This is a genomic window from Nonomuraea diastatica, from assembly GCF_004349015.1.
GTDB classification, from domain to species: domain Bacteria; phylum Actinomycetota; class Actinomycetes; order Streptosporangiales; family Streptosporangiaceae; genus Nonomuraea; species Nonomuraea diastatica.
Map to the genome: position 1 here is coordinate 21712 of NZ_SMKP01000028.1, position 20049 is coordinate 41760.

The 20049-nt window shown below is 71.4% G+C and carries 19 protein-coding genes; 14 read left to right on the top strand and 5 right to left on the bottom strand.

Annotated features, from left to right (window positions below):
* Nucleotides 1-36 precede the first annotated feature (36 nt).
* Genes E1294_RS12640 through E1294_RS12660 form a run of 5 tightly spaced genes read left to right on the top strand, consistent with a single transcriptional unit; the run spans nucleotide 37 to nucleotide 4655 of the window.
* On the top strand, nucleotides 37-1266 hold the full coding sequence (locus E1294_RS12640) for an amino acid ABC transporter substrate-binding protein (RefSeq protein ID WP_132508063.1): 1230 nt from the start codon (nucleotides 37-39) through the stop codon (nucleotides 1264-1266).
* Nucleotides 1263-2141: a branched-chain amino acid ABC transporter permease gene (locus tag E1294_RS12645; protein WP_220447697.1), complete on the top strand. Its 879-nt coding sequence runs from the start codon at nucleotides 1263-1265 to the stop codon at nucleotides 2139-2141. Before E1294_RS12640 ends, E1294_RS12645 begins: the two co-directional genes overlap by 4 nt.
* The gene (locus E1294_RS12650; protein ID WP_220447698.1) at nucleotides 2125-3114 is read left to right on the top strand and encodes a branched-chain amino acid ABC transporter permease; all 990 of its coding nucleotides are present in this window, start codon (nucleotides 2125-2127) and stop codon (nucleotides 3112-3114) included. The genes E1294_RS12645 and E1294_RS12650 overlap by 17 nt, the downstream gene beginning before the upstream one ends.
* Complete coding sequence (locus E1294_RS12655) at nucleotides 3111-3842, top strand: ABC transporter ATP-binding protein (protein WP_132508067.1); 732 nt, start codon at nucleotides 3111-3113, stop codon at nucleotides 3840-3842. Before E1294_RS12650 ends, E1294_RS12655 begins: the two co-directional genes overlap by 4 nt.
* A gap of 18 nt (nucleotides 3843-3860) precedes the next feature.
* On the top strand, nucleotides 3861-4655 hold the full coding sequence (locus E1294_RS12660; RefSeq protein ID WP_132508069.1) for an ABC transporter ATP-binding protein: 795 nt from the start codon (nucleotides 3861-3863) through the stop codon (nucleotides 4653-4655).
* Here the strand turns inward: E1294_RS12660 and cydB are convergent.
* Both cydB and E1294_RS12670 read right to left on the bottom strand, forming a co-directional pair.
* Nucleotides 4624-5505: a cytochrome d ubiquinol oxidase subunit II gene (gene cydB / locus E1294_RS12665; RefSeq protein ID WP_132508071.1), complete on the bottom strand. Its 882-nt coding sequence runs from the start codon at nucleotides 5503-5505 to the stop codon at nucleotides 4624-4626. The genes E1294_RS12660 and cydB overlap by 32 nt on opposite strands.
* An 11-nt stretch (nucleotides 5506-5516) precedes the next feature.
* The gene (locus E1294_RS12670; protein ID WP_132508073.1) at nucleotides 5517-6863 is read right to left on the bottom strand and encodes a cytochrome ubiquinol oxidase subunit I; all 1347 of its coding nucleotides are present in this window, start codon (nucleotides 6861-6863) and stop codon (nucleotides 5517-5519) included.
* 173 nt (nucleotides 6864-7036) lie between these two features.
* Between E1294_RS12670 and E1294_RS12675 the strand changes: the two genes are divergently transcribed.
* The 3 genes from E1294_RS12675 to E1294_RS12685 all read left to right on the top strand — a co-directional run bounded on the left by E1294_RS12675 (nucleotide 7037) and on the right by E1294_RS12685 (nucleotide 9532).
* Nucleotides 7037-7783, top strand: coding sequence for an SRPBCC family protein (locus E1294_RS12675; protein WP_132508075.1), 747 nt, complete (start codon nucleotides 7037-7039; stop codon nucleotides 7781-7783).
* A gap of 118 nt (nucleotides 7784-7901) precedes the next feature.
* Nucleotides 7902-8798, top strand: coding sequence for a hypothetical protein (locus E1294_RS12680; protein ID WP_132508077.1), 897 nt, complete (start codon nucleotides 7902-7904; stop codon nucleotides 8796-8798).
* 62 nt (nucleotides 8799-8860) lie between these two features.
* Entirely contained in the window at nucleotides 8861-9532 is a 672-nt protein-coding gene (locus tag E1294_RS12685) for a DsbA family oxidoreductase (RefSeq protein WP_132508079.1), read from the top strand.
* Here E1294_RS12685 and E1294_RS12690 read toward each other — a convergent pair.
* Nucleotides 9478-10146 (bottom strand): thymidine kinase, encoded by a 669-nt coding sequence (locus E1294_RS12690; RefSeq protein ID WP_246082973.1) that lies wholly within the window; start codon nucleotides 10144-10146, stop codon nucleotides 9478-9480. The two genes, E1294_RS12685 and E1294_RS12690, sit on opposite strands and share 55 nt — an antisense overlap.
* Before the next feature lie 102 nt (nucleotides 10147-10248).
* On the opposite strand from E1294_RS12690, the gene E1294_RS12695 reads away from it, so the two are divergent.
* Genes E1294_RS12695 through E1294_RS12705 form a run of 3 tightly spaced genes read left to right on the top strand, consistent with a single transcriptional unit; the run spans nucleotide 10249 to nucleotide 14708 of the window.
* Nucleotides 10249-10692 carry a hypothetical protein gene (locus E1294_RS12695; RefSeq protein ID WP_246082974.1) on the top strand — a complete coding sequence of 148 codons (444 nt, stop codon included), beginning with the start codon at nucleotides 10249-10251 and terminating at the stop codon, nucleotides 10690-10692.
* A gap of 7 nt (nucleotides 10693-10699) precedes the next feature.
* The gene (locus E1294_RS12700) at nucleotides 10700-12724 is read left to right on the top strand and encodes a hydantoinase/oxoprolinase family protein (protein WP_132508081.1); all 2025 of its coding nucleotides are present in this window, start codon (nucleotides 10700-10702) and stop codon (nucleotides 12722-12724) included.
* Between the two features lie 7 nt (nucleotides 12725-12731).
* On the top strand, nucleotides 12732-14708 hold the full coding sequence (locus E1294_RS12705) for a hydantoinase B/oxoprolinase family protein (protein WP_246082975.1): 1977 nt from the start codon (nucleotides 12732-12734) through the stop codon (nucleotides 14706-14708).
* A gap of 41 nt (nucleotides 14709-14749) precedes the next feature.
* Here the strand turns inward: E1294_RS12705 and E1294_RS12710 are convergent, their stop codons facing one another.
* Nucleotides 14750-15619 carry an NAD(P)-dependent oxidoreductase gene (locus E1294_RS12710; RefSeq protein WP_132508083.1) on the bottom strand — a complete coding sequence of 290 codons (870 nt, stop codon included), beginning with the start codon at nucleotides 15617-15619 and terminating at the stop codon, nucleotides 14750-14752.
* Between the two features lie 130 nt (nucleotides 15620-15749).
* On the opposite strand from E1294_RS12710, the gene E1294_RS12715 reads away from it, so the two are divergent.
* From E1294_RS12715 to E1294_RS12725, 3 genes are all read left to right on the top strand, one after another.
* Nucleotides 15750-16634, top strand: a complete 885-nt coding sequence (locus E1294_RS12715; RefSeq protein ID WP_132508085.1) for a Gfo/Idh/MocA family protein — start codon at nucleotides 15750-15752, stop codon at nucleotides 16632-16634.
* Nucleotides 16635-16709: 75 nt separating this feature from the next.
* Nucleotides 16710-17717, top strand: a complete 1008-nt coding sequence (locus E1294_RS12720) for an NAD-dependent epimerase/dehydratase family protein (RefSeq protein ID WP_132508087.1) — start codon at nucleotides 16710-16712, stop codon at nucleotides 17715-17717.
* A 44-nt stretch (nucleotides 17718-17761) separates the two neighbouring features.
* The gene (locus E1294_RS12725; RefSeq protein WP_132508089.1) at nucleotides 17762-18817 is read left to right on the top strand and encodes a dihydrodipicolinate synthase family protein; all 1056 of its coding nucleotides are present in this window, start codon (nucleotides 17762-17764) and stop codon (nucleotides 18815-18817) included.
* A gap of 21 nt (nucleotides 18818-18838) precedes the next feature.
* Here E1294_RS12725 and E1294_RS12730 read toward each other — a convergent pair whose 3' ends face one another.
* Complete coding sequence (locus E1294_RS12730; protein WP_246082976.1) at nucleotides 18839-20047, bottom strand: response regulator; 1209 nt, start codon at nucleotides 20045-20047, stop codon at nucleotides 18839-18841.
* Nucleotides 20048-20049 lie beyond the last annotated feature (2 nt).

Below are 20049 nucleotides of genomic sequence, written 5' to 3' on the forward strand. Positions count from 1 at the left end.
TTCGCGGCGGCGCCTCTCCTGACGGGAGTCTCCTCGATGGCACGACTTTCCAGCGGCCTAGTGATCATTTCGATGTGCGGTCTGGCGCTGACCGCCTGTGCGAAGACCGACGAACCCGGCGCCGCCCCCACACCCGGTCAGCGGCAGGGACCGGTCAAGATCGGCATCTCGCTCCCGCTCACCGGCGACTTCTCCGAGCCGGGCAAGGGCATCCAGGAGGGCTACCAGGTCTGGGCGGACCGGGTGAACGCCAAGGGCGGCCTGCTGGGCAGGAAGGTCGAGCTGGTCTTCCGCGACGACGCCTCCGACCCCAACCGGGTCAGCTCCGACTACGAGTCACTCATCACGCAGGACAAGGTCGACCTGGTGTTCGGGCCGTTCTCCTCGCGGCTGGTGATCCCCGCGGCGAAGGTCGCCGAGTCGTACGGCATGGTGTTCGTGGAGCCGGCCGGGGCCGCGAAGGAGGTCTTCGAGCAGGGCTTCAAGCGGCTCTTCTACGCGGCCCCCGCGATCGCCGACGACCACTACGACTATCTGGCCGACTACCTCGTCAAGCTGCCGGAGGACCAGCGGCCCAAGACGGCGGCCTACGCCAGCCTGGACGACCCGTTCGCCCAGGGCACCGCGTACGGGCTGCGCGACAGGCTGGCCGCGGCCGGGATCAAGACGGTCGTGGACGAGGTCTACCCGCCGGAGACCACCGACTTCTCGCCCATCGCCGCCAAGATCGCCGCGGCCAAGCCGGATCTCGTCGTCGGCGGCACGCAGTTCGAGGACTCCGTGGGCCTGGTGCGCGCGCTGCAGGAGCTGAAGGTGCAGCCCAAGCTGGCGGCGTTCTCGACGGGGCCGACGCTGGCCGAGTTCCCCGACGCGGTGAAGGGGGCGGCCGAGCACATCGTCTCGCCCGTCGGGTGGTCGGCGGCCTCGACGTTCACCGGCAACGAGGAGATGGTCAGGCGGTACAAAGAGATGTTCGGCGGCGCGGCCAACGAGGACGCGGCCAACGGCTACACGGTCGGCCAGATCATCGAGGCCGCCGTGACCGCGGCCAAGTGCGCCGACCCGAGTAAGGAGTGCCAGGACAAGCTGACCGAGCACATCAGGCAGGGCACGTTCGACACGGTCGTGGGCCCGCTGTCCTTCGACGACAAGGGCCGGCCCGAGCAGGCGCACATGATCCAGCAGTACGTGGACGGCGAGATCGAGATCGTGCTGCCCGAGCGGGCCAAGACCGCCGGCCTCGTCTACCCGAAGCAGGAATGGTGAGCCTGCTCCTGCAGGGGCTGGCCCTGGGCGTGCTGACGGGCGGGCTCTACGCGCTGCTCGCCTCTGGCCTGTCGCTGTACTTCGGCGTGATGCGGGTGGTCATGGTGGCCCATCCCGCGTTCCTGTTCCTGGCCGCCTACCTGACGTACACGGTGCACACGGCGTTCGGGGTGGACCCGTTCCTGGCGTTGCCGGTGACCGTGCCGGTCTTCTTCCTGCTGGGCGTGGCGGTGCAGCGGCTGCTCATCGCCCGGCTGGCGCCGGAGAACGTGGCCATGATGTCGGTGTTGCTGACCTTCGGGCTCGCGCTGACGATCGAAGGGCTGCTCGGGACGTTCTACACGGGCTCCTACAAGTCGGTCAGCATGGAGTACGCGACCAGGTCACTGACCGTCGGCGGCGTGCACCTCCCGTACGACAAGATCATCGCCTTCGCGGTCGCCGCGCTCACCCTCGGCGTGCTCTTCGCCGTGCTGGTCAGGAGCAGGTTCGGGCAGGCGCTGCGCGCCACCATCCAGCACCGCGAGGCGGCCAGGCTGGTCGGTGTCCCGACCGAGCGGGTCGCCGGCTACGGCTTCGGCGTCGGCCTGGCCACGGCCGCCGTCGGCGGCACCGTGCTGGCCCTGATCACGCCGTTCTTCCCCGCCTCCCACTGGGTGTGGATCGGCAAGCTGATGGCGATCATCGTGGTCGGCGGGCTCGGCAGCGTGGCCGGCTCGGCGCTGGCTGCCGTCCTGCTCGGCGTCGTCGAAGGCGTCGTGCTCGTCACCGTGGACGCCACCTGGGCGACGATGATGTTCTACGTCTTCCTCTTCCTGACCCTGCTCGCCCGCCCGCAGGGGTTCTTCGGAGGCCGCCTTGCGCACCGCTTCTAGAGGGCTCCCGCTGCTGGTCGCCGCCCTGGCGATCGCCTACCCCTGGCTGGTGCCCAACTACTACCTCGTGTACGCGGGCGCGCTGACCGTCATGTACGCCGCCATGGCCACCTCCTGGAACCTCCTGGGCGGTTTCACCGGCTACGTCTCGCTCGGCCACTCGGCGTTCTTCGGGCTCGGCGCGTACGGCACCGGGCTGCTCGTGACCCGGCTGGAGGTGCCGTGGGCGGTGGCCCTGCCGGTCGCGGCGCTGCTGGTCACCGTGTTCGCCGTGGGCGTCGGCGTCGCGGCCGTACGGGTGCGGGGCGCGTCGTTCGTGATCGTGTCGATCGCGCTCGTGTCGATGATGAACCTCGTCGTGCAGGGCTGGCGTTCGCTGACCGGCGGCTCAACCGGCCTCCAGGTGCCCTCGCCGTTCCCCGGCCTGCACCGGGGGCAGACGCACATGGTCTTCTTCTACCTGTTCCTCGTGCTGCTCGGGCTCGCGCTGCTGTCCTGGTGGTACGTCTCCCGCTCCCGCTTCGGCGCGGGCCTGCGGGCGATCAGGGAGGACGAGGACAAGGCCGAGTCGCTCGGCGTGCCGACCGCGGCGTACAAGGTGGTCGCCTTCGCCCTGTCGGCCCTGTTCGTGGCGCTGGCCGGCGGCCTGTACGCGCTGTGGTTCGGCAGCCTCGACCCGATCTTCATGTTCTCCATCCTGATCGGCTCGTACATGGTGCTGATGAGCCTGCTCGGCGGGGTCCGGCACGTGTACGGCCCGCTGCTCGGCGCGCTCATCGTGGCGCCCGCCGGCGAGTATTTCCTGATCGCGCTGGGCGAGACGCAGGTCCACCTGGCCGCGACGGGCGTGCTGCTCATCCTGGTCGTGTTGTTCATGCCGGAGGGCATCCTGTCCAGGCTCACCAGGAAACGCGCGGGGCCGTCCATCCCGGAGGAGAGCGCCGGGCAGCGGCTGGAAGGGGTGGCCCGATGACCTCGCTGCGCACGGAAGACCTCACGAAGTCGTTCGGCGGCGTGCCCGCGGTGCACGGCGCCACCGTCGAGCTGCGCGACGGGCAGGTCAACGGCCTCATCGGGCCCAACGGCTCGGGCAAGACCACGTTCTTCAACCTGATCACTGGCATGATCAGGCCCGACTCGGGGCGGGTGCTCTATCGCGAGCGCGACATCACCCGCCACACGCCGCACCGGATCGCGCACGCGGGCATCGGCCGCACCTTCCAGCTCTGCCGGGTCTTCCCGCGCCTGACCGTGCTGGAGAACATGCTGGTCGCCGTCCGCCGCACCCGCCTGCGCGAGCTGCTGGCCGGGCTGCACGACAAGGGCGAGGCCGAGCGTGCCCGCCGCTGGCTGCACCGCATGGGCATCGAGCACCTGGAGCACGCCGAGGCCCGCGACCTGTCCTACGGCCAGCAGAAGCTGCTCGAACTGGCCGCCGTGCTCATGGCCGAGCCGGACCTGGTGCTGCTCGACGAGCCCGCCGGCGGCGTCAACCCGGCGCTGATCGACCGCATCGTCACCCTCGTACGCGAGCTGAACGCCGAGGGCCGCACCTTCCTCGTCGTCGAGCACAACATGGACATGGTGATGGGCATGTGCGACCACGTGATCGTCTTCGACCGCGGCGCGCCGATCGCCGCGGGCCCGCCCTCGGAGATCAGGGACGACCCCCGCGTGCTGGAGGCGTATCTCGGTGTCTGACAGGAGCGTGAGTGCCCCATGAACACGCTGCTCGCCCTGGAGAACGTCGTGGCCGGGTACGGCCGGGCGGCGCCGGTGTTGCGCGGCCTGTCCGTCACCGTGCGCGCCGGCGAGGTCGTCTGCCTCGTCGGCCCCAACGGCGCGGGCAAGTCCACCGTGCTCAAGGTCGCCAGCGGCCTGCTCGCGCCCAGGTCGGGGCGGGTGCTGCTGGCGGGGGAGGACGTGGCGGGCCTGTCGCCGCAGCGGCTGCTCGGCCGCGGGCTGGCGCACGTGCTGCAGGGGCACAGCGTGTTCCGGGAGATGACGGTGGCGGAGAACGTGCGGCTCGGCGGCTACACCGTCCGCGACCAGGCCGTGCTGAACGCCAGGATCGAGGCGGTCAAGGAGTTGTTCCCCGTCGTGGCCGAGCGGTGGGGGAGCGTGGCCGGGCTGCTGTCGGGCGGCCAGCAGAAGCAGGTCGAGTTCGCCCGCGCCCTCATGCTGGAGCCGGCGGTGGTGCTGCTCGACGAGCCGTCGATGGGGCTCGACCCCCGCAACACGCAGGTCGTGTTCGACCAGATCGACCTGATGCGCGGGGCCGGCGTGGCGGTGCTGCTGGTGGAGCAGAACGCGCGCAGGGCGCTGGAGATGGCCGACGTCGGGTGTGTGCTCGACCTCGGCCAGGTGCACATCTCCGGCCCGGCGCGCGAGCTGGCGGCCGACCCGCGGCTCGGCCGCCTCTACCTCGGCGGCGCCCCGTCCAAGAACACCGCCCCATCCGAGAACACCGCCGGGGATACGGCTAGACCGCGCCCACCCGGACCCGTTTCCTGAACACCCAGTACGTCCACCCCTGGTAGACCAGGACGAACGGCAGTGTGATCAGCCCGATCCAGCTCAGCATCGTCAGCGTGTAGGGGCCGGAGGCGGCCTCGGCCAGCGTCAGCCCGGGCAGCGGCCGCGCGTGCAACTCCACGAAGACGGCCAGCGTGGTCAGCACGATGGCGCCCGCCGTGGCTGCGAACGCCCAGCCCTCCCTGCGGCGCCAGATCAGCGCCGTGGCCGCGGCCAGCGCCGCCATGGCGACCAGCGCGGGCAGCGTGCCCAGGCCCGACAGGGCGAACACGGCCACGGGGACGGCCACGGCGCTCGCGGCCATCGCCGCGACGCGGGCGCGGCGGCGTACCGGGCCGGTGGTCTTCAGGGTCAGGAAGACGGCGCCGTGCAGGACGCACACCGCCAGTGTGAACGCGCCTCCGAGCAGGGCGGCGAGCGGACGGCCGAACAGCAGGCCGGCGAAGATCGCGCCCCAGAGGAACGCCGGGAGCGCGCTGCCCGCCACGACACCCAGGTCGCACCAGCGCGGGGAGGCGACCTTGCCGCGCCACTCCAGGCCGACCCCGCGCACGATCAGCCCGACCAGGACGAGCACGACCGGCAGGTAGTAGCTGCTGAACACGCCCGCGTACCAGGCGGGGAACGCGGCAAACATGGCGCCGACCGCGGTGATCAGCCACACCTCGTTGCCGTCCCACACCGGGCCGATGGTCTGCAGGCTCTGGCGCCGTTCCTCGGCGTTCCCGCTCACGAGCGGCGCCAGCATCCCGACGCCGAAGTCGAAGCCCTCCAGCACGAAGTAGCCGGTCCACAGGAAGGCGATGATGACGAACCACAGATCGATCACTGTCCGCTCCCTCAGTACATCAGCGACGGTTCGAGCTGCTCGGTCGCGTCCGAGGGCGGCTGCTCCTCCTCGGCGCCACCGCGGACGTGCCGGGCGAGGAGCACGACCTCGGCGACGGCGAGCGCGCCGTACAGCAGCGTGAAGACGGTCAGCGAGGTGGCCACCTCGGCCAGGCTCACGCCGGGCGACACGCTCGCGGCCGTCAGCAGCTCGCCCGCCACCGTCCACGGCTGGCGGCCGATCTCGCTGAGCAGCCACCCGGCGATCACCGCGGCCAGCGGCAGCGGCAGGGCCAGCAGGAACGCCCGAGCCAGCCACCTCGGCATGTCACGCTTCCTGCGGGTCAGCCAGAGGCCGAGCACCGACAGGCCCACCGTGGCCATCCCGAACCCGATCATCACCCGGAACGACCAGAACACGACCGGCTGGTTCGGCCGGTAGTCTCCGGGGCCGAACTCCTGCTCGAAGCGCCGCTGCAGGTCCTCGGTGCCCTGGACGGTGGCGCCGGCGTCGTTGGTGGCCAGGAAGCTCAGGACGGCGGGGATCTCGATGCCCGGGGCGACGCTGAACGCCGCGCCCGCGGTGTCGCGCTCCAGCCCTTCGGCGGAGGCCAGCTTCATGGGCTGCTGCTCGTACATCAGCTTGGCGGACGTGTCGCCCGTGCCCGCGACGACGGCCCCCGCGATCGCCGTCATGATGAGCGCGCCTCTGGCGGCGCCGCGCCACATCCCGGCGCGCGTCCTCAGCAGCCAGTATCCGCTCACTGCCAGGACGAAGCCGCCCGCCACGACGAACGCCGCCCCGATCACGTGGGGTACCTGGGCCAGCGCCGTGGAGTTGGTCAGCACCGCCCACAGGTCGGTCATCCTGGCCTTGCCGTCGACGACCTCGTAGCCGACGGGGTGCTTCATCCAGGCGTTGGCGGCCAGGATGAAGTAGGCCGACACGTTGGACCCGATGGCGGCCGCCCAGATGCACGCCAGGTGTACCTTCTTCGGCAGCCGGTCCCAGCCGAAGATCCACAACCCCAGGAACGTCGACTCCATGAAGAAGGCCAGCAGCGCCTCCATCGCCAGGGGCGCCCCGAAGACGTCGCCGACGAACGTGGAGTATTCACTCCAGTTCATCCCGAACTGGAACTCCTGCACGATGCCGGTGACCACGCCCATGGCGAAGTTGATGAGGAAGAGCTTGCCGAAGAACTTCGTGAGCCGCAGGTAGTGCTCTTTGCCCGTGCGGTGCCAGGCCGTCTGCAGGCCCGCCACGAAGACGCCCAGACCGATGGTCAGCGGCACGAACAGGAAGTGGTACACGGTGGTCACCCCGAACTGCCACCGTGCGAGGTCAAGTGCGTCCATCGTCGTCGTCGACTCCCATGAGCTCTACAAGCTGTAGTACATCTACTTGAAGTAGTACTACAAGCTGTAGAGCAATGGGGTGCGACCTTGGTCACAGTCCCTGCCCAGGCCGGCCGGGCGTCTGTCAGGTGTTGCCCTTATCCGCCTGGGACGCGGCCGCCTAAAGTTGCTCCATGAAGGTGGGTGGCAGCGCCGTGATCGGCGTTCAGAGAGATCAGGTGTGGACGGCGCTCCAGGATCCGGCGGTGCTGGTGCGCACCATTCCGGGGTGCGAACGCCTGGAGGAATCGGGACACGACACGTACCGGATGACGGTCAACGCGGGCGTCGCGTCCATCAAGGGGGTCTATCAGGGGGAGGTGGCGCTGACGGACCCGCTCGTGCCCGAGAGCTTCACGCTCAGGGCCCGCGGGCAGGGCGCGCCAGGGACGGTGGACGCCACCGTCGTGGTACGGCTGACCGAGATCGACGGCGGGACCCGCGTGGACTACGACGCCGACGCCGTGATCGGCGGGATGATCGGCGGGGTCGGGCAGCGCATGCTCGGCTCGGTGGCCAGGCGGACGGCGGGCGAGTTCTTCTCGGCCGTCGAGGAGCACCTGCTCGCCCCCGCCGAAACCGCCGCCGCCACCTCCGGCACTTCCGGCACCGCGACTCCAGTCCCCGGCGACCTGGCCCTCTCCGGCCCGGCCCCCGGCGGGCCGGGTGGGGGCGTCGCCACGCCAGGAGCCGCTGCGGCGGGCACCGCGACGGTGGGTGGTGTCCGGCCGGCCGGAGCCGTCTACCAGCGGCCCGCCAAGGCGCGCGCGGAGACGCGGCCATGGGTGATGCTGGCGGCGTTCGGCATGGGCGCGGGCGTGGCGGTCGGCGGCGTCGTGGTGGGCTGGCTGCTCGGCCGCGGCTATCGCCGCGATTCCTGACTCCGGCCCCGGACGGCACGGGGTCTGGGCCGCCTCTCGGGGCGGTAACAGGTGGTGAGGGGCGTGGCGGCGTGGCCGAGCTCTCGCGGAAAAGGATCTCCAGGCGTAGCGTGGCGGTATGCGGCAGGCACACGCTGAAGACGCAAGGACCGAGGCCAGACGAGTCGTACGCAACCTGCTCGGCGAGGAGCGCCCGACGGCCCCGGCCCTCATCGACGGCGTACGCCCCGTGCTCGGGGACGAGCGGACCGATCGCACGCTGGAGCTGGCGCTCGGGGCCTCACTCACGAGACGCTCGGCCGAGCTGGCCGCCATCGCCGCGCTGCTGGTCGGCACCCGCGAACTGGGTGTGGAGTGGTGGACGCGGACCAGGGGCGGCAAGCTGCCTCCTCCCGACGAGGTGGTGCGCACGGCCGTCGCGATCGAGCCGTGGACCGATCTGACCGCGCTGGAGATGCTGGCGGCCTGGATCGCCGACGACGCCGCCGACCAGCTGTGGGGCCGGCCGGTCGCCCAGGTCGATCTCAACTCCTGGCAGGCCGAAGACCGCTTCCGCCTGCCGCCGGAGGTCAAGCCAGGGCAGCGGCTCGTGGTCCACTTCGACGCCGGCGGGCGGCTCGACGCCGTCGTAACGCGCCGGGCCGACGACGACCTCGGATCCAATCTGGACTTCCACTCGCTGCGTTACTCGCGGCCCGCCGAGGCGCAGTGGAGCTGGGGCGTGGCGGCCGGGCTCGGGCCGCACCGGCTGCCTGGGGAACACCCCGACCCGTACGCGCGCGAGGTCCCCGCGGCGGCCTCGGGTGTCCTCCGGGGCTGGGCCATGCGCCACGGCGCCACCCGCGAGCAGCTGGGCGAGCGGTGGGAGACCGTGGGGGACGTCGTGGCCGCCATCGAGCGGGTCGACTGGATGTGGCGCAGCGGCGAGTGGTTCGGGTGGTGGCGTGGCGCGTCGGCGCTGGTGGACGACTCGGCCTACCTGCCGTACCGGCTGGAAGAGCTCGCCGCCGGCTGACGCGCCCCGGGCGGGGCGGCGTGACAGGAATCAGCGCGCAGGGCGGAAGGTTGCATCGCTACATGAAGGTCGAACTTTTCTCCGATGTCGTCTGCCCTTGGTGTTATATCGGGCATGTCAGGTTCGCTCGGGCGGCTGAGCGGTTCCGGGCCAAGGGCGGCACCCTCGAGGTGACGCCGCGCCCGTTCCAGCTCGACCCCGGCGCCCCCGCGCAGGGCGAGCCGGCCCTTCCCGCGCTTGAGCGGAAGTTCGGGGCGAACGCCCGCCAGATGACCGAGCGCGTCGTCACCACCGCCGCCGGCGACGGCCTGCGGCTCGACTACGACAAGGCCGTCGCCGCCAACACGTTCGAGGCGCACCGGCTGATCGAGGTGGCCACGCGGCAGGGGCTCGGCACGGAGATGGCCGACCGGCTGTTCCGCGCGTACTTCACCGAGGGCAGGAACGTCGGCGACGCCGGCGCCCTGGGCGAGCTGGCGGCCGAGGCCGGGGTGCACGACGACGGGAAGGGCGCCGAGGAGGTGCGCGAGCAGCTCGCCAGGGCACGCGAGCTCGGGATCACCGGGGTGCCGCTGTTCCTGTTCGAAGGCAAGTTCGCCGTGTCGGGCGCGCAGCCGGAGGAGACCTTCGCGGCCGCGATCGACGAGGTGGCCGAGCGTACGGGGCAGGCGCCGATCACTCAGCTCGCGGCACCCGCCGACGGCTGCGACGACGACGGCTTCTGCGCCGTGTGAGCGGGCTCCATCGAGCCCTCGCCGAGCCGGCCCGAGCGATGGTGCCTGCGGCAGAGCACCTGGTAACGCACACGTGAGGCGTCGGTGTCGCCGATCACGACCTGCTCGCCCGTACGCGCCATCGCCCCGCCCACGACCCTGGCGTTCAGCTGCCCGGGCCGGCCGCACCAGCACAGCACCTCGACCTGCAACCGGCACACCTCGTCGGCCAGCTCGAACAGTCGCTGGGCGGCCGGGAACATCACCGAACGGAAGTCGGAGGCCAGCCCGAACGCGTACACATCGACACCGTGCTCGTCCACCAGGTCGGCGAGCTGCTCGATCTGCTCGACCGTGTAGAAGCAGGCCTCGTCGCAGATCAGGTAGTCGATCCTGTCGTGCGCGGTCACCAGCCGGACGAGATCGAGACCGTCCTCCACCTCGATCGCCTCGAGACCGAGCCCTATCCGGCTGGTGACCTTGGGGCCGCCGGAGCGGTCATGCTTGGTCAGCACCAGGCCACGCCGCCCTTGCCGGCCGTGGTTGTAGTTCATCTGGAGGGCCAGCGTGGACTTCCCGCAGTCCATGGGGCCGAAGTAGAACTTCAGCACGGCGTCCCTGACACCAGACGGCACCGCAGACAAGGCAGACACTTCAGTCACGGGCCGCCAGCTTAGTGGCTTGGCTTGTTCCATGACCTCGTGGGACATTTCTCCCCTGGAGTTACAGGAGGAAGTGTGGTCACCGACAATCCGCCGTCCAACCCGCCCTCTACCCCGCCGTCCAGCGGGCCGTCCAGCGGGCCGTCCAGCGGGCCGTCCAACCCTCCGGCGCTCGACGCGATGATGTCCCAGGACGACGTCACGGCCGCCCAGGCCGAGGCGACCCGATGGCGCTACGGCTTCCTCGTCGTCGTCACCGGGATCATCGCCGTCCTGGTCGCCTTCGGCGCCGCCGTGTTCGCCACCCAGGAGTTCGCCGTGCTGTTCGCGGGCGTGGCCGGTGTGATCGGCACCATCATCGGAGCGTATTTTGGGGTGCAGGCCGGTCAGTCAGGCAAGGCCAGGGTGGAGGCAGAGCTCTCCCGCTCCCAGGAGATGGTGGTGAGGCTGGCCGCGTACGTCGGCACAGACAACGCGCCCCGGGTCATCGACGAAGTTCTCGGCCGTCGCCGAAGCTAGAGGAGCCATGCGTAGCGTCCGTATCGGAGTGGACACCGGAGGCACCTTCACCGACGTCGTGGCGGTGGACGAGCAGACCGGTGAGATCCTCACCACCAAGACCCCCTCGACCCCAGCGAACCCGGCGGACGGGTTCGTCGCGGGCATCGAGAAGCTGGGTGAGCTCGACATCGGCTCGATCGTGCACGGCACCACGGTGGCGACGAACCAGCTGCTCGAAGATCGCATCGCCGACCTCGGGTTCATCACGACCGAGGGCTTCGAGTTCATCCTGGAGATCGCCAGGCAGAGCGTGCCCGACGGCTACGGCAACTCCTACTTCTGGGTCAAGCCGCCGAGGATCGTGCCCGTGCACCTGGTCAAGACCGTCGGCGGGCGGCTCGACCACCTGGGCGAGGAGGTGTGGCCGTTCTCCGAGGAGCAGGCCGTCGAGGTGGCCCGCTGGTTCAAGGCCAGGGGCATCACCGCGATCGGGGTGTGCTTCCTGCACTCGTACGCCAACCCCGATCACGAGCGGCGCATGCGCGAGGTGTTGTGGCGCGAGCACCCGGAGGCGGTGATCTCCCTGTCGAGCGACGTGCTGCGCGAATACCGCGAGTACGAGCGCTCGGTGACCACCCTCGTGGACGCCGCCGTCAAACCGGCGATGCGCGGCTACATCGCCGGCCTGTCCAACCGGCTCGGCAAGCCGTTCTCCGTGATGAAGTCGAACGGCGGCATCCTGTCGGCCCGCGAGGTCGTCAACCAGCCGATCACCACGGTGTTGTCGGGGCCCGCGGCGGGCGCGCTCGGCGCGGCGCTCATCGCGTCCACGGCGGGTCACCGGTCGGTGATCACGCTGGACGGCGGCGGCACCTCCACCGACGTGGCCATGGTGATCGACGGTGAGCCGTCCATCACCACGGAGGGGTCCGTCGGCCGCTACCCGTGCAAGATCCCGATGATCGACATCGTCACCGTCGGCGCGGGCGGCGGCTCGATCGCGTGGATCTCGCCCGAGGGCACGCTCAAGGTCGGGCCGAGGTCCGCCGGTGCCGACCCGGGCCCGCTCTGCTACGGCAAGGGCGGCACGGAGGTGACGGTCACCGACGCGCACGTGTTCCTCGGGCGCATCCCGCCGCACCTGCTGGGCGGGGAGATCCCGCTGGACGCCGACGCCGCCCGCGCGGGCATCCAGGCGCTGGCCGGCAAGCTCGGTCTGACCCCCGAGCGCACGGCGACGGGCATCCTGGAGATCAGCGCGTTCAACCAGAGCAACGCGATCCGGCAGCTCACCGTCAAGCGCGGGCTGGACGTGCGGGACTTCCCGCTGGTGACGTTCGGCGGGTCGGGGCCGCTGCTGGCCTGCCGGCTGATCGACATCCTCGGCCTGCCGTCCGTCGTCATCCCGCGCGATCCCGGCAACGTGTCGGCGTTCGGGCTGCTCACAGTCGACGTCAAGAACGATTACGTCCGTACGTACGTCACCCGCGACCTCGAACTGGGCAAGGCGGTCGAAATCTTCCACGACCTGGAACATCAGGCGGGCGAGGCGCTGGACCGCGAGGGCTTCGACGACCCGGTCTACGTGCGCAGCGCCGACCTGCGCTATTACGGGCAGGCGTACGAGGTGCGGGTGGCCGCTCCCGCGGGCGAGATCGACGAGGTCTGGCAGGCCGAGGTCATCGACCGTTTCCACGTCGCGCACGAGAAACTGTACGGCTACGCCTACCGCGACGACCCCCGCCACGGCGTCGAATGGGTCAACCTTCGCGTGTCCGGCGTCGGCCCCATCAGCCGTCCGGTCATCCCCCGCCTGGGCAAGCCGGGTGAGGGCGCCACCTCGGTGCGTCCCGTGCACTTCGACGAGACCCGCGACACCCCCATCCACCAGCGCTCCGCGCTCGGCCCAGGCGCCACGGTCACGGGCCCGGCGGTGATCGAGGAGTACGGCTCCACGGTCCCCATCCACCCGGGTTTCACGGCGACGGTGGACGACTTCGGCAACGTGGAGATATCCGCGACGCCCCAAGCAGCGGACGAGGAGCGGTGAGCGACCGATGAACACGACCGATCCCATTCTGGTGGAGATCGTCGAGGGTACCCTCGCGTCCGTCGAGAAGGAGGTCGAGACGGCCATCGCGCGCACGGCCCGCTCGCCGATGATCCGCGACGCGCACGACTTCCGCGCCGGCATCCACGACGTGCGCATGCGCAAGCTGACCGGCCGCTCCTACAGCGCGCTGGTCCAGCCGGTCGTGCGTGACTTCCCCGTCGAGACGATGAAGCCCGGCGACGTCTACTTCCACAACGACGTCTACCTCTCGGAAGGCGGCATCGGCCACTTGCCCGACCTGTGCGTCACCGTGCCGGTGTTCCACGAGGGGGAGGTGGTGGCGTTCGTGCAGGCGTTCGGCCACCACGACGACATCGGCGGATCCGTGCCCGGGTCCATGCCCTCGCACGCCCGGTCGGCCTACGAAGAAGGCCTGATGGTGCCGCCGATCAAGCTGTGGGACGAGGGCGTGCCCAACGAGGCCGCGCTGCGCATCATGACCCGCAACTCCCGCATGCCCGACTCGCTCGCAGGCGACCTCGACGCCGAGTGCTCGGCCTGCCTGATGGGGGCGCGGCGGCTGGCGGAGCTGTTCGACCGGTATGGCAGGCAGGCCGTCGAGGGGAGCTTCGACGCGATCATCGGCAAGACCACCGAGACGTTCCGCAGGGAACTGCTCGCGAAGATCCCCGAGGGCACGTACGTGTGGGAGGACTACGCCGAGCACGACGGCGTGGACGAGCCGCGCCTGCACGCCCAGCGCATCACCCTCACCGTCGACCATTCCGCCATTGAACGGGGCGAACGCGACGCGGGCGACAGCGACCCGGCGCCGCCGCTGACGATCGACTTCACCGGCACGTCGCCGCAGGCCAAGGGGCCGATCAACCACGCGGGCGACTACGCCGACGGCGTGTTCCTGAAGAAGTGGCTGGCCCCGGTGTTGCGCAACCTGGCCGACACGCCGGAGCGCATGGCCGAGCTCGACGTCAACGAGGGCGTCGTCCCCCTCATCAAAATGATCTTCCCGGAGAAGGGGAGCCTGCTCACCCCGGTCTTCCCCGCGCCCACCAATGCCCGTACGTTCGTCATCCTGCGCCTGCTCGGCGTGCTGGCGGGCGTGCTCGCCAAGGCGACGGGCGGGCGCATGCCAGCCGACCAGGAGACCATCCGCTACACCGGCGTCCACGGCGCCGGCGCCGACGGCGAGCCGTACCTGATGCGGGAGGTGCTGGGCGGCGGCTCCGGCGGGCGCTGGTACGCCGACGGCGAGGACACCATCCACGTGGTGCCCGACTCGCGCAACATCCCGGTGGAGTTCGCCGAGGCCCGCTGGCCGTTCCGGGTGGAACGCCTGGCGCTGGCCTGCGACTCGGGCGGGCCGGGCATGTTCAGGGGCGGGCTCGGCTACGACAAGCACATCAGGATGCTCAAAGACGCCTCGTACATGTCCATCGCCGACCGCTCGATCCTGTCCTGCTGGGGCGTCAACGGCGGTCTCGCCGGCCGGCCGTTCCGCGTGGAGATCGCGGGCAAGGAGATGGAGGGACTGGTCGACGACCACCCGGTGCAGGCAGGGGAGCTCATCAGGATCCGCACCACCGGTGGCGGCGGATGGGGCTCACCCTACGATCGCGACCCCCGGGCGGTGGCCGCGGACGTGCGGGACGGGAAGGTGTCGATCGCCGGCGCGCTGGGCGACTACGGGGTGGTGCTCGACGGCGATCGTATCGACGAGCAGGGCACCGCCGAGCTGAGGGCGCGGCTACGGCCTCCGGCGGGCCGGTTCTTCGACCGGGGGCCGGGGTACGCGAAACTCGCCGGCCGGCCCTTCGCGGACGTCGACGAGCTCCAAAGCCCGCTCGACCGCCGCCCGCCTGACAGCGGCCCGTCCCATGGCAGCCCGCCCGACGGCGGGGCCTCCGGCGATCACCTGGCCGACGGTGGCCCGCCCGGCGAAGGCCCGATCGGAGAGCCCTGACAGGTGCTCGCCGGAGACGGGTGCCGAGCCCACGGGTTCGGTCAGGGGGTGTCGAAGCTGGCGAAATAGGTGGCCGACATGTCCTCGTCGCCGTGCCCCTGGGCCTCGGCGCGGCGCAGCCGTTCGCCTGCGGCCGCCACCACGTCGAGCCGCACGCCGGCCGCCTCTCCCGCCTGCGTGATCAGCCGGGCGTCCTTCGCCGCGTTGCTGACGGCGAAGCTGGTCGTGAAGTCGCCCTCCAGCATCGAAGCCGATTTGGCCTGGAAGTAAGGGCTGTCCATCGGGCCACCGGTGATCACCTGGCGGACCAGGCCGGGGTCGACGCCGAGCCCTTTGGCCAGCGTGAGGGCCTCGGCGGCGACGGCGGTCAGCGAGATGCCGTAGCTCACCGTGGCCATCTTGAGCCTGGTGCCCGCGCCGCCGGCCCCGTCGTCGCCCACCCAGAGCGTATGCTGCCCGACCGCGTCGAAGACGGGGGTGAGCGCCTGCCTGGCGGCCTGCGAGCCCGCGGCGAGCACGACCAGCTTGCCCTGCTCGGCGGGCTGGCGGGTGCCCTGCACCGGGGCGTCGGCGAACGTCAGCCCATGCTCGGCCGCCAGCGCGGCCAGCCGCTCGATCGCCGCCACGCCCACCGTGCTCATCTGCGCCCACACCTGCCCGGGGCGGAGCCCGGGGGCGGCGGCCGTCATCGCGGCGAGCACGGCGTCGCCGTCGCTCAGCATCGTGACGATCACGTCGGCCCCTTCGACGGCCTCGGCCGGCGAGCCGGCCACGACCGCGCCATGGGCCGCCAGGGGCTGGGCCTTCTCGCGCGTACGATTCCACACGTGAACCTGCATGCCGGACGTGGCGATGTTGCGCGCCATCGGGGCGCCCATCAGCCCGGTTCCCAGGACTGCGACCTTGTTCATGGGATCATCGTACGTTCGGCCGCGGACAGGCCCCGCGCAGGGTGCGGTGTCGACGTGCTCGCCTGACGCCCGCGGTCTCCGGCGCGAGAGAAACTGATGTGAACCATCGTGAGAAAGGGAGGGACCCCGCGTGCGGATCGTGCTCGCCGGGCTCGCCACGAGTCACCCGTACACCGACGCCCGAACCCTCGCCAGGCATGCCGAGCTGGTGGTGTGGGAGCCCGATCCCGAGCGGTTGCGGCGCTTCACCGATGAGCATCCGTCCGCGAAGGTGGCGCAGAGCCTGGCCGGCGCGCTGGGCCACGAGCCCGACGGCGTGGTGCTGACGGTGCCCAACCCCCAGGTGCCAGCGGCGCTGGCCCGGGTGCTGGAGACGGGCGCGGCGTGTTTCGTGAACAAGCCGGCCGCCGCGACCAGGGCCCAGCTCGACGCGCTCGACCGGTTGCCGATCCACGAGCGGGTGATGTCGACGTCGGTGCTGCGGTTCGCGCCCGCCTTCTCCGGGGTGCGGGCCGACCCGGACGACCTGCTCGCCGTACGCGCCACCGTGCGCCACGACGTGGGCCTCTGGGCGAGCGGCTACAACGCCTGGCAGGACACGCCCGGCGAGGGCGGCGGCACGATGGTGACCATGGGGGTCCACGGAGTGGAGCTGCTGGTCGCCCTGCTGGGCCCGGACGTGCGGCTGGCCGGGGCCGCCCGGTCCACGCGGCATTACGGTCAGCTCCGTTCGGAGGACGCCGGGGTGATGGCCCTGCGGTGGGGCGGAGGAGTGCTCGGCACGGTCGAGGTGCTCGGCGTCTCCGAGACGGAGTCCTACGCGGTCACGCTGCACAGACGCGACTCCGCCGAGACCGTTCGCATCGAGGGCGGCGACGACCCGATCAGGGGCCTCGGTTACGAAGGCACCATAGACGCGTTCCTCGCCATGGTGGGCGGCGCGCCCAGCCCGGTGCCGTGGGAGCAGACCAGGGCCGTCCTCGGCGTGCTCGTCTCGGCGAGGGAGAGCGCGTAGGAGCCGCCCCGGCGTTGACAGCACGAGTCTCGCGCAGTTACGGTCTGGACCGTAAATAGCGAATGGAGGACGTGCGTGCGGACGACGGCGGAACTCGAGGAGCGGCTGGCGCGGCCCGGCGCCGGGCTCGTCGACGATCTGGGCAGGCTGCCCGGCGACATCATGATCCTGGGCGCGGGCGGCAAGCTGGGCCCGAGCCTGGTGCGGCTGGCGCTCAACGCCACCCGCGGCGACCGGCGGATCATCGCGGTGTCCCGGTTCGGCGAGCCGGGCCTGGCGGACGCCCTCAGGGCGGACGGCGCGACGGTGGTGACCGCCGACGTGTCCGACGAGCGCGCGCTGCGCGACCTTCCGGACGCGCCCAACGTGGTCTTCCTGGTCGGCGCCAAGTTCGGCACGCAGGGGCGCGCCCACGCCGCCTGGTTCACCAACACCTACCTGCCCGGCCGGGTCGCCGACCGGTTCAGGGGAAGCAGGATCGCCGCCCTGTCCACCGGCAACGTCTATCCGCTCGTCCCCGTGGCCGGCGGCGGCAGCACTGAGGACTCGCCGACCGGGCCCGTCGGCGACTACGCGATGAGCTGCCTGGGCAGGGAGCGGGTGCTGACGCACTTCTCCGAGACGTACGGCACCCGCGTGGCGCTGCTCCGGCTCAACTACGCCGTCGAGCTGCGCTACGGCGTCCTGGTCGACCTGGCGCAGAAGGTCCTGGCGGGCGAGCCCGTCGACCTCACGACCGGCCAGGTGAACGTGGTCTGGCAGGGCTACGCCAACGAGGTGACGCTGCGGTCGCTGCTGCTGGCCGGCACGCCGCCGTACGTGCTCAACGTGACCGGACCCGAGCTGATCTCGGTGCGGCAGGCCGCGCTGGCGCTCGGCGAGGCGCTCGGTAAGGAGCCGGTCTTCGCCGGCGAGGAGGCCCCCACGGCGCTGCTGTCGAACGCGGGCCGCTGCCACCGGCTGTTCGGCTACCCGGAGCTGACCCCCGCCGAGCTCGTCGAGCACACGGCGCGCTGGGTCGCCGACGGCGGGCCGCTGCTCGGCAAGCCCACCAAGTTCGAGCGCCGTGACGGGCGTTTCTGATCCGCAGCTCACATCACCGCACCTATCACTTGGGGGGACCTCACGTGCTCGGCACGGCTCCAGAGGCGCACGCGTCCGTGCGCGACCTGTTCAGGCGCGGCCTGGTGATCCCGGCTCACCCGCTGGCGCTGACCTCGGACAGGAAGCTGGACGAGCGCCGCCAGCGGGCGCTCACCCGCTACTACGTCGAGGCGGGCGCGGGCGGGCTGGCGGTGGGCGTGCACACCACGCAGTTCGCCATCCACGGCACCGGCCTGCTGGCTCCGGTGCTCGAACTGGCCGCCACGGTGGCGGGGGAGTACGAGCACGAGGTGGTGCTCGTGGCCGGCGCCACCGGGCCGACCGCGCAGGCGGTGGCGGAGGCCGAGCTGGCCAGGTCGCTCGGCTACCACATGGTGCTGCTCAGCCCGTACCGGGACCTGGACGAGGACGGCCTGATCGAGCGGGCGCGGGCGGTGGGCGAGGTGCTGCCGGTGATCGGCTTCTACCTGCAGCCCGCGGTCGGCGGCCGCCACCTGTCCAGGGAGTTCTGGACGAGGCTGGCGCAGATCGAGGCCGTGGCCGGCATCAAGGCGGCGCCGTTCGACCGCTACCGGACCCTCGACGTGCTGCACGGCGTGGTGCGCGCGGGGCGGGCCGGCGAGGTCGCCCTCTACACCGGCAACGACGACCACATCCTGACCGACCTGATCACCTCGCACCGCGTGGTCGTGGACGGGCGCGAGGTGGACGTCGAGTTCGTCGGCGGGCTGCTCGGCCAGTGGGCGGTGTGGGTGCGGCGGGCCGTGGAGCTGCTGGAGCAGGCCAGGGCGGCGCGTTCCGGCGACGACGCGGCCGTGCGCCGGCTGCTCACCCTCGACGGGCACCTGACCGACGCGAACGCCGCCATCTTCGACTCCGCGAACGCCTTCCGCGGTTGCATCCCCGGCATCCACGAGGTGCTGCGCCGGCAGGGCCTGCTGGGGGGCCGCTGGTGCCTGGACCCGGCAGAGGACCTGTCGCCTGGCCAGCTCGCCGAGATCGACCGGGTGCTGGCCGCCTATCCGGCGCTGCGCGACGACGAGTTCGTCGCGGACAACCTCTCACGCTGGCTCGCCTGACCGATGCCCGGAACCGGTGCGCTAGAGCGTCAGGCGATAGAGGGTCAGCGGGCGGCCGCTGGATCCGCTGGTGAGGTTGCCGGTGCGCTCGGCGAGCCCGGCCAGCTCCAGGCGGTGCAGCATACGCCTGGCCGTGCGCTGCTGGACGGCCAGCCGGTCGGCGATCTCGCGCGTCGTCAGGGGTTCGTCGCCTGCGGCGGCCCGCGCCTGCAGGAGCTTTTCCAGCGTGGGCACCGACAGCCCGACCCGGCGGGCGATGACCGACAGGCTCTGCCCGCCCGCGGGCGTGGTGGCCACCGACTCCAGCACGATGTCGGCATCCGCCCGCAGCGACAGCACAGCGGCGACCGGGCCGATCCTGCGGGCCTTGGCCAGCGCGCGCCGCGCCAGGCTCTCCGCCTCCGCGGCGCTGCGTCCGAGGCCGAAGCCGACGCGGACCGCGTCGTCGTTCTGGCCGGCCAGCCGGGCCAGCATGGGCAGCCCGGTGAAGCCGCCCGTGGCGTCGTGCAGCGGGCCCCGGGTCGTGACCAGCAGGTGCGTGCCGCCGCGGAAGGCCGCCAGCGTGCCGCCCAGCGCCGTGGCCTCGCGCAGCAGCCCCTCCTCGCCGGCCACCTCGATGAGCCCGAGCGCGATCTGGGCGTCCTCCTGCACCTGCCCCTCGGCGGTCAGCACGAGCTGGCGCAGCGCCACCCGCACGGAGTGCACGGACGGCACCAGGCGCAGCACGTGCCGCTCGTCGCGCAGCGCCTCGTGCACGGAACTCAGGCAGGTGATCACCGTGTGCGCGGGACTCCTGCGGTGGAAGGCGATCGCCTTCTGGGAGGTCATCCCCGGCCGGTACGGGTGCGTGCGCAGCTCGCCGGTCGGCAGCCCGGCCTCGGTGAACGTGGCGTCGACGTCGGCGGCCGACAACGTGTCGATGGACAGCCTGGTGACGTCCTCGCCCTGGTGCTGGAGGCGTACCAGGGCGTTGAGCAGCGTCGCGCCCGAGTAGTCGACGAACGCGGCGGGACGGGTGAGGGCCTCGGCGTCGCGGGAGAGCATGTAGGGGACGATGCCGGTGAACAGCCAGCCCTCGACGGAGGTGGCGTGAGCCTCGACGATCGCGGGGGCCTGCGACTCATGGTCGTAGTCGAGGCGCAGGGTGCTCACGCCCGGCTGCTCCTCGCAGACGGCCGCGACGTCGTCGACCAGATCGTGCGGGCCGACGACTCCGATGACGATTCCCACGC